Here is a 10725-nt window from a genome sequence, read left to right as displayed (position 1 = left end):
CGAGATCCTCGAGCTCAAGAGCACGGTCAACACCATGGTCGACCAGCTCTCCTCGTTCGCCGACGAGGTGACCCGCGTGGCCCGCGAGGTCGGCACCGAAGGCAAGCTCGGCGGCCAGGCCCAGGTCCGCGGCGTCGCCGGCACCTGGCGCGACCTCACCGAGAGCGTGAACCAGCTCGCCTCGACCCTCACCATCCAGCTACGCGCCATCGCCGAGGTCTCCACAGCGGTCACGCGGGGCGACCTCACCCAACGGATCGGTGTGCGCGCCCAGGGCGAGGTGGCCCAGCTCAAGGACACGCTCAATCTCATGATCGTGACCCTGCTGGAGACGACGAACACGAACGCCGAACAGGGCTGGCTCGATTCGAACCTCGCCCGGATCGGCGGTCTCCTGCAGGGCCAGCGCAACCTGGAGGACATCGCGCAGATGGTCATGCGGGAGGTCGTTCCACTGGTGAACGCGCAGGTCGGTGCCTTCTTCCTCGCCGAGCACCGCGAGACCGACGGGGACGGCTCCGAGCCGGTCGGGTGGCGGCTCACGGCGGGCTTCGGACTGAGCGGGGAATTGCTCGATCTCGACTCGGCCGCCGTGTTCCGGCCGGAGGAAGGCCTGGTCGGACAGGTCGGGTCGACCAAACAGATGATCGTGGTCCGCGACGTCCCTCCGGACTACCTACCCATCCGGTCCGGGCTGGCGGAGTTCGCACCGGTCGAGGTGGTCCTGCTGCCGGTGACCTTCGAGGGCGAGGGCCTCGGGGTCATCGAGCTCGGGGGCGTGGGGCGGTTCTCCGATCTGCACCTCACGTTCCTCGAACGACTCGTCGGGGCCATCGGGGTGACGGTGAAGACCATCCGGGCCAGCCGCCGCACCGAGGCCCTGCTGTCGCAGTCACAACGGCTCACACTCGAGCTGCAGGCGCAGTCCGCCGAGCTCCAGCGGACCAACGCCGAGTTGGAGGAGAAGGCAGCGCTCCTCTCCGACCAGAATCGGAAGATCGAGATCAAGAATGCCGAGATCGACGCAGCACGACGCGGCGTCGAGGAGAAGGCCCAGCAGCTCGCCGTCGCCAGCCAGTACAAGTCGGAGTTCCTGGCCAACATGAGCCACGAGCTGCGGAACCCTCTCAACTCCCTGCTGCTGCTGTCCCGGATGCTGGCCGACAACCCCGATCGCAACCTCTCCCCCAAGCAGATCGAGTTCGCCGCCACCATCCACGGCGCGGGCTCGGACCTGCTCGACCTGATCGACGACATCCTCGACCTCTCGAAGATCGAGGCAGGTCGGGTGGACGTGCTCCCCACGCGAGTCGGCCTGGCCGGGGTTCCCCGCTACCTCGACACGGTGTTCCGCGCCCAGGCCGAGGAGAAGGGTCTCGACCTGCACCTCGAGGTCGCGCCGGAGGCGACGACGATCACGAGCGACCTCCAGCGTCTGCAGCAGATCCTGCGTAATCTGCTCGCCAACGCGATCAAGTTCACCAGCTCCGGCTCGGTCGAACTGCTCATCGAGCCGGCCGAACCGGGCTCGGGATATGAGGAGGCCGGCCTGGTCGGCGTCGAGGACGTGGTGCGGTTCGCGGTCCGCGACACGGGTATCGGTATCTCCGACGAGCAGTCCTCGATGATCTTCGAGGCCTTCCAGCAAGGGGACGGCACCACCAGTCGACGCTTCGGAGGGACCGGATTGGGACTCTCCATCAGCAGAGAGCTCGCCCGGCTGCTCGGCGGGGTGATCACGGTATCCTCGGAGGTCGACGTGGGATCGACCTTCACCCTCTACCTTCCGTCGGAGATGGCCGAGACCGCGGCCCTCGCGGCGCCGGAACCTGGCGGTCGCGAGCCGGTCGAGGCGGACGAGGAAGCGCTGGCCGCCGCCGGGGTGCCCCTCATCCGGCCGGCGGTCCAGCAGCCGCCGGGTTCTGTCGGCGAATCTCTCCGCGACATGACCGTGCTGATCGTCGACGACGACGTCCGCAATGTGTTTGCCTTGACCAACGCACTCGAGATGCGCGACGTCGTCGTGCTCTACGCCGACAACGGCGCGGACGGCATCCAGCTGCTCACCGAACACCCGGAGATTCGGATCGTCTTGATGGACGCGATGATGCCCGACCTGGACGGGAACGAGACGACCCGGAGGATGCGAGAGCTGCCGCGTGGCGCAGACCTCCCGATCGTCTTCCTGACCGCGAAGGCCATGCCCGAGGACCGGCACGCGAGCCTCGCCGCAGGGGCCAGTGACTACCTCACCAAGCCGGTCGACCTCGACGAGCTGCTCTCGACCATGTCGTCGTGGGTCACGGAGGGCCGGGGCACCCTGCCGCTGCGTGACGTGGAGTCAGGACGATGAGATCGGTGCCCACGGCCCGGGTCCTCGCGGTCGACGATCGGCGGGAGAACCTCGTCGCGCTGCAGGCGATCCTCGAGGGCGTTCCCGTCGAGGTCGAGTCGGTGACGGGCGGGGAGGACGCACTCAAGCGGCTGATGACCACCGACTACGCAGCCATCCTGCTCGACGTGCACATGCCCGGGATGGACGGCTACGAGACCGCCGAGCACATCAAGCAGCGCGAACGCACACGACACATCCCCATCATCTTCCTGACCGCCGTCGACTACGACGCACACCTGGTGTTCCGAGGCTACGAGGCCGGGGCGGTCGACTACATCACCAAGCCGCTCGACCCATGGGTGATCCGGTCGAAGGTGGGAGTCTTCGCCGACCTGTGGACGGTGCACGCCGAACTCTCGGCCCAGGCGCAGGAGTGCCAGTCGCTGTGTTCGGCCATCGGCGACGCGGTCGATGCACTGGAGAAGTCCCGACCCGACACGGAGCGAGCGACGACGCGCCTGCGCGCGGCTCTCGCCCGCGTCGCGGAGGCCACCGAGCTGGCGCCCTGACCCCCCGACGGCCGAGGTGCCCGCCTAGTTGCGAGCTCGTCCCTCGTCGGGGAGTCGGTCGTGTTCGAGGTGCTGCGTGATGGATTCGAGGCCGCTGAGCTCCAGGACGTGATGAGCGGTCGTGCCGGACGGAGCGACGAGCTGCATGGTGTGTCCGGCGTGTCGCATCTCCTCCGCGACCTCGTACAGCACATCCACGCCGCTGCTGCCGATGTGCGTGACCGCGCCCAGGTTCATCGACAGCGGCGTCGAACCACCTCGAGTGAGATTCTGAAGCTGCCGGCGCAGGACCGCCGAGCTCGTCATGTCGATCGGACCGGTCAGGACGAGCATCAGCCCGTTCCCGCGCTCACGCAGTTCCATCAACAGCTCGTCGTCCGAGCCATACGGTTCCTCGTGTGTTGCCCATTCGTCACCGAAGACGGGTGCCCGGCTCAACTCGCGATTGAAGCTGACCGAGGTCCCGGTGGCGAGTCGTTCGATCTCCACGTCGTCCGCGCAGTCGTGCATCAGGGCGACACCGCGGCCGCGGTGTTGTGGGTGCGTGGTGGGCCGGAGCCACTGTCCACGGTCGGACACCACGAAACACACGCGCCCTCGTCGGTCGAGATGTGCCTCCACGCGCACTTGGCCCGGCGCATCCCGGTATCCGTGCTCGATCGCGTTCTCGACGGCTTCCATCACCGCGAGCTGGATCGCCCCGACGTCTTCCTCCCCGGCTCCGAGTCTTGTCAGCCACGCGGCCAGCGTCGCCCGCACTGCCGACAGACGCGGTCTACGGCTGTCTATCTCGATCGTCGGGAGGTCCGGGCGCTCACCGAGCTCAGCAGCGAGCGCGGTGACGTCGTCGCCATGGCCCGGACGGACCAGGTGCGTCACGATCTGCCCGCAGACCTGCTCGAGGTCGGCCCCGGTGGAGGATGCGCGCCCCCGCGCGTCGGCCGTGGCGCTCGACAGCGCCGTCAGCCCTGCGCCCAAGGTTCGTCCGGGCCGTTCGACGAGCCCGTCGGAGTACAGCAGCACCATGTCCGTCTCGGCGAGGACGTCGTGCCCGAGCCTCGGCTTGGGAGCGGCCACCCCCAGGGGACCTCCGTGCACGGCCAGGTACCGGGTCGTTCCGTCGCTCCCGACCACGAGCGGAGGCGGGTGCCCGCAGCTGGCGTAGCTCACCACCCGCCGATCGGGGTCCAGTACGGCCAGGCAGACCGTCGCACCCCGCGCCCCGGGTATCCGCGCGGCGATCCGATCGAGGCGGGCCAGCGCCTCGACGATGCCGGTGCCCTCCGCGACGAGACCGGAGAGCACAGCCCGGAGTTGGGCCATGACGGCTGCTGCGGCCGCTCCGTGGCCGACGACGTCGCCGACCATGAGCGCCAGCGTCCCGTCGCCGACGGGGATCGCATCGAACCAGTCCCCGCCGGCCGCGTTCTCGCGGTCGGCGACCCGGTAGTACGCAGCGACCCGCACGCCCGGAAGCACCGGCAGGCGCTCGGGCAGCAAGCGGCGTTGCATCATCTCGAGGGCCGCCTGCGTGTCCTCGTACCGGCTCTCGGCGGCGACGACCCGGTCCTCGAGCGCCCGCACTCGCGCGATGGCGTGGCCGACGTAGCCCGCGACCGTCGTGAGCATGGCCCGCTCCAACACGTCGATGGCATGCGGCTCCGCCCAGACGAACACCAGAGCGCCCACCGGCCCGTCCTGACCGAGTACCGGCGCGCACGCGATCGCTTCCCGGCCCGGCCCCGCCCAGTCCGCGCGCATGCGCGGATACCGCTCGGCGAGCTCGTCGAGGTCCTGGATGAACACGGCCCGGCCTGTGCGGGTCGCCTCGGCCGACGGCAGGTCTGCGCCGATCGGAATGCGGCGGAAGCGATGTCGGATCTCGGCGGGGATCTCCGCCGGGCGCAGCTGGACCAGGTGCCGGCCGTCGCCGTCCAGGAGAGCAATGTCGACGTGCCTCGGGGCGGGAAAGGTCCCGTCCATGAGCGCAGACACCGCGTCACTGATGTCAGCCGTCGTGGTGGCGGCCAAGAACGCCTCGCTCGCCCTGAGCATCAGCTGGCTGCGCCGGAGCGCTGCCTCCACTTCGTCGATCAGACGCTGCCGGGTGGCTTCCGCAGCAGCCGTTTCGTCCTCTCGCGCGAAGAACACGGCCACTTGGTCCCCGACCCGCCAGGCGTGACCGGCGAACTCCCCGTACCCAAGCGCATGATCTCCCGACAACTGCGCCGGCTCACCGTCCGACGAACTCTCCGCGGCCCGGATGATCCGGTGGCGGAACTCGTCCCGTCGCGCTTCCGGGAAGGCCTCCCACATGAGGGTCCCGAGGAGGGATTCGGCCGTCCGGTCCAACAGCGCGGCGGCTGCTCGGTTGACGTAGAGAATCGTCCCGTCGTCGGCGCAGATCGCGACTCCCTGGGGGATCGCTTTCAGCACGGACCAGACGACGGCGGCGTCGGCTGATCGCGGACCTGGCCGCTGGGCCGCCATGAGAGGGAACCTAGCTTCGACCGCCCCCGGCGTCGAGTACGAAGCGGCCGTCGGCCGGCTCGGCCGGCAACCCGCTCGCGGTGCTGCTCGTCGCTGCGCTGTTCTCCCTGCTCGCTCTGGCGCCGCCCAGGCAGCGGTGGCGGTCGGCGTCGTGTGGTTCCTCCTCATCGGCGGCGTCGTCGACACCACCACGCTCCCGGCTGGTGCCGGCGATGCTCGGGCGATGGCGGGCAGGACCCTGATCCCCGGTGTGATCTGGAAGGTCGCCTGGGTCTCAGCTGCCGTCTTGGCCCTGATCGTCGGAGGACAGCTGCTGCTGAGGCCGGGGTATGCGATCGGCTAGGGCGAAACGCCTGTCGTGGAGTCCGGGCGCATCGTCCGGTCTCTCGTCACTGGTCGCGGGAAGGATCGAGAGTGATCGTTCTGCGGCTGGATAACAGGTCGTTGACAGCCTGCGTGTCTTGGTAGAAGGCGTCCGCGCCGTAGATCCTGCCGTCCCGCACCCGGTAGTGCTCCACAACCTTCATCGGCAGTCGGCGCCCGCTCGTGCGCGAGGTGAACACGGCGTCGAGCCGCAACTCCACCACGTCGCCGGCCTCGACGATGTCGTAGTCCTGCACGGACAGTTCTGCCAGTGTGTCGATTTCACGGGTCAGTCGTGCGAACCCCTCGGGCCCTCGCCACTCCCCGCCCCAGGGCAGGGTCTCCGCCTCCCGCCAGACCGCGTCCTCGTCCACCATCTCGAGGGCCGTGGTCCTGTCGGCGGTTTGCACGAATTCTTTCAGCGTGGCCACATCGTCGTGGGCGGTCGAGGTGTCGGCGGGAAAGTAGTGGCCGTTGTCCAGATCGGCGAGCAGGCCGGGCTGGGTGGGTTCCCAGCCGAGGGTCTGGCGGGTGATGAGGTTGGACGCCGGGTAGCTCTGCGTGACCAGATTCGTGAGGAAGCCGAAGTATCCCGGCGTCATCAACTCGTCCGCGGGGATGCTCACGACAGGCAGGCCCAGGCGGCTGGCGATGGCCTCGGCGAGCTCGCGGAACCGGATTCCCCCGTCCCCGACCGCGTGCCAATACCTGCCGGCGGGCCCCTTCTCCAGCGCCAGACGGAACAGGGAGGCGACATCTCGGACGTGCACGGCGGGCCACAGGTTGGCGCCGTCTGCGGGGTAGCCGACGACGCCCTGCTCCTTCGCGAGCGCGATCAGCAAAGGGAGGAAGCCGGCGCGATCGGTCGTGTCGTGCGCGATAAGGGGGAACCGCACGACCGAGGACCGCACTCCCCGGCCGGCGAGGTCGATCACGGCCCTCTCCACGATGTTGCGAGCCCGCAGAGTGCCCTTGTGCTCATCATCGCTGCACAGGGCCGGGTCCTCCTCGACCGCCGGTCGGCCCAGGTTGCCGGGCGAGCCGATGCTCCCCGCCGCGACCAGGGGTTTGCCGGTTCCGGCCAGTGCCTCGCCGAAGGCGTGCATGATCGGGAGTTCCGCGGCGGCCACAGCGTCGATCCCGCCGGCGGGAAGCAGGTCCTGTCGGTGCGCGACGTGGATGACACCGTCGGAGTCCGCGGCCCCTTCCTTGAGCCCGTCGAGGTCTTCGAGGTCGCCGCGGCGCACCCTCGCGCCGAGCGCGGTGAGTGCCGCCGCGGCCCCGTCTGACCGAGCCAGGCCGGTGACCTCGTGCCCGGCGGCGATGAGTTCGGGGATGATGTACGAACCGGAATGTCCGGTCCCACCGGTGACGAAAACGCGCATTACTGTTCCTTGTCAGGATCGAGGGAGCGGCTGTTCTTCTCGTGCCATGAATCGACTGCTGTGATGCCGCGTAGGAAGGACCGTGGGCGCATTCAGCTGAGAAGCTCGGCGCCGAGGGCGACGTTGAACCCTGCACCGCTGCGGGCGAGGCCCATCATCAGGAGGCCCGCCCCTTCCAGCCAATGCGCCATTTCCAGGCCACCCACATCCAGCGGCCGCAGCCCGAGGCTCTCGATGAACGCCGACACGCTCGCCTTGGCCCCCGCGTCGTCGCCGGCGATGAACACGTCCAGCGGGCCGCCCCGGGCCAGGACATGACCGAAGACGGTGTTGAAGGCCTTGACCACGTGCGCGCTCGCCGGGACAGCCTTGGCGATCTCCTGCGCGCCCGACGTGCCCTCAGCGGTGACCAGCCCGGTGTCGTCCGGACCGAGGAACGTGTTGGAGACGTCGACGACGACCTTGCCGGCCAGCGCGTCTCCGTACTGAGCGACAACCGGTACCCCGCCGGCATGTGTCACGGCGAGGATGACGATGTCGCCGGCCGGGATGGCGCCGAATGTCCCGGCCGTGGCGCCGCCGCCGAGCGCGGCGGCGAACTCCTTGGCCTTGGTCTGGTTCCGGCCGATGACCTCGACGACGTTACCGCCGGCGAGCGCCCGCTCGGCCAGAGCGCGGGCCATGCCGCCCACACCGATAATGCTGATGCTGCTCATTCGTATTCCTACTTTCTGACGCTGGGGATAGGCCGTCCTTGCCCACCGCATCCGTTGACGGTGGTGCGGTCGGTGCCCCGAGGAGTCGATGTCGAGCGCTCGACACCTGACGCTGCCATCGGCCCGAGCCGGCGTCCAAGACCTCTTTCGACCGCTGCGATACCCTGAGGGCATCGGTAGACGGGAGGCTCCATGGATCTGGACCTGCGCAAATTGCGCTACTTCGTCGCCGTGGCCGATCGGTTGCACTTCGGCCGCGCCGCCGACGAACTGCACATCGCGCAGCCGGTGCTGAGCCGGCAGGTCCGCGCGCTCGAGAAGGAGCTCGGTGCCTCGCTACTGACGAGGGACAGCCACGGAGTGGCGCTGACCGACGCCGGTCAGCAGCTGCTGGCCGACGCCGGTCCGCTGCTGGCCTCCGCGGAGGCGGCCCGCCGTCGGGTCACCCTCGCCGCCCGCGGCGGCCGGCGGCTCATGGTCGGCTTCCGGGCCGGCGTCGCGGTCGCCCCGGCGGTCCAGCAGTTCGCGACCCGGCACCCGGACGTGGTCGTGGACGTGCAACGGATCGAAGCGGACGACCAGGCCACGATGCTGCTCGACGGTCGCATCGACGTCGGCTACGTACGGCTGCCGATCGACGAGACCGGCCTGCGCGTCGTCCCGGTGTACACCGAGCCACGGATGGCGGTACTGCCCACCGGCCATCGATTGGCAGGCAAGGAACAAGCCACCCAGGCCGACCTGGCCGGCGAGCCTCTGCTGTGGGACTCCGATACGAGCACGCAGCCCACGCAGCGTCCCCACCCCAACGCCGGGTACCTGGTGCGCGGGGTGGACGAGACGCTCGAGCACGTCGCGGCCGGCCGGGGCATCTCGTTCCTGGCCCGTTCGGCGACCGTGTTCTACTCGCATCCGAACATCAGCTACGTCCCCGTCCCGGATATGGCGCCCGACCAGGTGTGCCTTGCGGTGGCGGCATCGCGCGTGTCACCGGTGGTCGAAGACTTCGTCACCGCTGCCCGGGCGATAGCCGAGGTCACGGCAGAATGCGGGAACTATGAAATGTGGCAGCTTGGAGGGGACGGCGTTCCGGGACGCGGGTGAGCAGTTCAGTTGGAAACAGCAGCCCCGGCCCAGCCGCGCGGCACCGCCGAATTCGGTCACGCCCGGGGCGAAGTCCCCGTGGCCGGTTACCGACGCGGCGTGTAGGCAAGCACCACCGCGCCGTTGCCGATGTCGGTCACTCCCGTCAGGTTCATGGGGGTGGTGCCGATGCCGGACAGCAGCGACTCACCGGAACCCGCCACGAACGGGGATATGCTCAGATGAAGCTCGTCCAGCAGTCCCGCCTCGACGAGCGCCCGACTGAACGGGCCGTTTCCATATTTCACCAACGTGCCCGTGCCGGACTCCTTCAGCCCAGCTACGGCATCGATGGCGTCGCCGGCGAGCACGTCGGCGTTCCAGGTGGTTTCGGTCAGCGTGGTGGAGGCGACATGTTTCGGTAGGGAGTTCAACGTGTCGGCGAGATCGCCGGTCATGGTCGGCCACGTTGCGGCGAACGTTTCGTAGGTCACACGTCCGAGCACGAGACCGGCTGCCTTTTCCAACAGTCGGCGCTGATAAGCGAAGTGGTTGTCGTTGGGGGCGACCTTCATCTGCGCGGCCCAGAAGTCGTCCCCCATGAACCTACCGTCGATCGAGACATGGTCATATTCGATCAGCTTTCGCATGCCCGGAGCCAACCATCGCGCTGATCGGCCCGTCTTGTATCGAACCGAATCCCGCCCGCTTCGGGCGGTCTTGCTCGAGCGGGTCGAGGCAGCGTAGCGGTGGTGGTCAGGGATCAGAACGCGAGGAACGTGGCGCCGGATCTCAGCTCGCCGGGGGTGTGGCCGGTCGCCCACCGCATGGCCCGCGCAAGCTGCGGCTGGTCGTAGTAACCGCCGGCGCTGACCGCGTCGGCCGTCGATCCCCCCGCCGCGAGGAGCTGCGCGGCGTGGTGTGCCTGCTCGATGCTGACGAGCTTGCGGCGCGATATCCCGACAGCCCGGCGGAACCGGATTTGCGCCGTCCGCTCCGACAACGCTCGTGGTCGTTCGCCGTGACGGATCTCGTCGACGAGTGGATCGAAGAACAACAAACCGGCTCGCACGAGCCTATGGACGAAGACGTCGACGTTCTGCTCGGTCGGCATCTCCCAGTCTCGGTTGCCCAGCAAAATTCGGTCGCCTGACAAGGCCGGCAAAAATGCATCGTTCAGGTCGACCAGATCGAAAGGTGGGAACAGGGGCAGATAGGCGCCGAGCTGCAGCTCGACACCAAAGAACTCCCATCCCTCCGGACATGTCAGTTCTGTAGCCCTGGTCTCCGGTCCGCGTACGTGGACCGTCACCCTGTCGCCGCTCCGCGCAAACGCGATCATGGAGGAGCTCTTGGCCGCCGAGGAGAAACTGGTCGTGGCGTCGCAGCGTGCCGACCACACTCGTTGCACCAGAGGGAGTTCGCCGGCAACAGCGTCGAAGACCAACCCCACGACGGGAGTCTAGTCCAGGAGGCGCGATCCAGGCTGAGAAGCGGGCACACGTCGTGGCGGGTCCCAGGTCAGAGCCTCGCCACGGGCTCAGGCGAGCTGAGCAGGTCCGCGAGGAGGTCGGGGTCCCGCAGGTGCGGGTAGGCCCGGCACACGCGGTCGATCTCGGCGGCCTGCCCGGGCGAGAGGTCCACGCCGAGGTCGAGGCACCAGCGCCCGGCGAGCACTCCGTCGCGCACCAGCACCTCATGGATGCCGGGGATACACCCACGGAAGCCGTGGGCCGCGTCGAAGATCGCAGCGTTGGCGTCGGTGAGGTCGGCCGCCACGGCGA

At 68.7% G+C, this 10725-nt stretch carries 10 protein-coding genes and 1 pseudogene; 4 read left to right on the top strand and 7 right to left on the bottom strand.

From position 1 onward, the window contains the following. Both VGH85_00810 and VGH85_00805 read left to right on the top strand, forming a co-directional pair. Nucleotides 1-2353: ATP-binding protein (locus tag VGH85_00810; GenBank protein HEY2172331.1), on the top strand; the 2353-nt coding region annotated here is incomplete at its 5' end. After that, entirely contained in the window at nucleotides 2350-2904 is a 555-nt protein-coding gene (locus VGH85_00805) for a response regulator (GenBank protein HEY2172330.1), read from the top strand. The genes VGH85_00810 and VGH85_00805, both read left to right, overlap by 4 nt. Nucleotides 2905-2928: 24 nt before the next feature. Here the strand turns inward: VGH85_00805 and VGH85_00800 are convergent, their stop codons facing one another. After that, nucleotides 2929-5394, bottom strand: coding sequence for a SpoIIE family protein phosphatase (locus VGH85_00800; protein ID HEY2172329.1), 2466 nt, complete (start codon nucleotides 5392-5394; stop codon nucleotides 2929-2931). Nucleotides 5395-5545: 151 nt separating this feature from the next. On the opposite strand from VGH85_00800, the gene VGH85_00795 reads away from it, so the two are divergent. Continuing rightward, complete coding sequence (locus VGH85_00795) at nucleotides 5546-5737, top strand: hypothetical protein (protein HEY2172328.1); 192 nt, start codon at nucleotides 5546-5548, stop codon at nucleotides 5735-5737. Between the two features lie 46 nt (nucleotides 5738-5783). Here the strand turns inward: VGH85_00795 and VGH85_00790 are convergent, their stop codons facing one another. The 3 genes and pseudogenes from VGH85_00790 to VGH85_00780 all read right to left on the bottom strand — a co-directional run bounded on the left by VGH85_00790 (nucleotide 5784) and on the right by VGH85_00780 (nucleotide 7858). Then, nucleotides 5784-6167 carry a nuclear transport factor 2 family protein gene (locus VGH85_00790; GenBank protein HEY2172327.1) on the bottom strand — a complete coding sequence of 128 codons (384 nt, stop codon included), beginning with the start codon at nucleotides 6165-6167 and terminating at the stop codon, nucleotides 5784-5786. Between the two features lie 51 nt (nucleotides 6168-6218). Next, nucleotides 6219-7142, bottom strand: a pseudogene (locus tag VGH85_00785) (SDR family oxidoreductase). Between the two features lie 92 nt (nucleotides 7143-7234). Beyond that, on the bottom strand, nucleotides 7235-7858 hold the full coding sequence (locus tag VGH85_00780; GenBank protein ID HEY2172326.1) for an NAD(P)-binding domain-containing protein: 624 nt from the start codon (nucleotides 7856-7858) through the stop codon (nucleotides 7235-7237). Nucleotides 7859-8050: 192 nt separating this feature from the next. Here VGH85_00780 and VGH85_00775 point away from each other — a divergent pair, with 192 nt between their 5' ends. Then, nucleotides 8051-8962 carry a LysR substrate-binding domain-containing protein gene (locus VGH85_00775; protein HEY2172325.1) on the top strand — a complete coding sequence of 304 codons (912 nt, stop codon included), beginning with the start codon at nucleotides 8051-8053 and terminating at the stop codon, nucleotides 8960-8962. A gap of 86 nt (nucleotides 8963-9048) precedes the next feature. On the opposite strand, the gene VGH85_00770 is transcribed toward VGH85_00775, so the two are convergent. From VGH85_00770 to VGH85_00760, 3 genes are all read right to left on the bottom strand, one after another. Further along, on the bottom strand, nucleotides 9049-9591 hold the full coding sequence (locus tag VGH85_00770; GenBank protein HEY2172324.1) for a dihydrofolate reductase family protein: 543 nt from the start codon (nucleotides 9589-9591) through the stop codon (nucleotides 9049-9051). A gap of 113 nt (nucleotides 9592-9704) precedes the next feature. Beyond that, nucleotides 9705-10394 carry a helix-turn-helix domain-containing protein gene (locus VGH85_00765; GenBank protein HEY2172323.1) on the bottom strand — a complete coding sequence of 230 codons (690 nt, stop codon included), beginning with the start codon at nucleotides 10392-10394 and terminating at the stop codon, nucleotides 9705-9707. A gap of 68 nt (nucleotides 10395-10462) precedes the next feature. After that, nucleotides 10463-10725 (bottom strand): hypothetical protein (locus VGH85_00760; protein ID HEY2172322.1); only part of this gene is annotated, 263 nt, incomplete at its 5' end.

The sequence above is a fragment of the Mycobacteriales bacterium genome, assembly GCA_036497565.1.
GTDB lineage: Bacteria > Actinomycetota > Actinomycetes > Mycobacteriales > QHCD01 > DASXJE01.
Note: the sequence above shows the minus strand (reverse complement) of the source record. Positions and strands in the feature narration are given on the sequence as shown.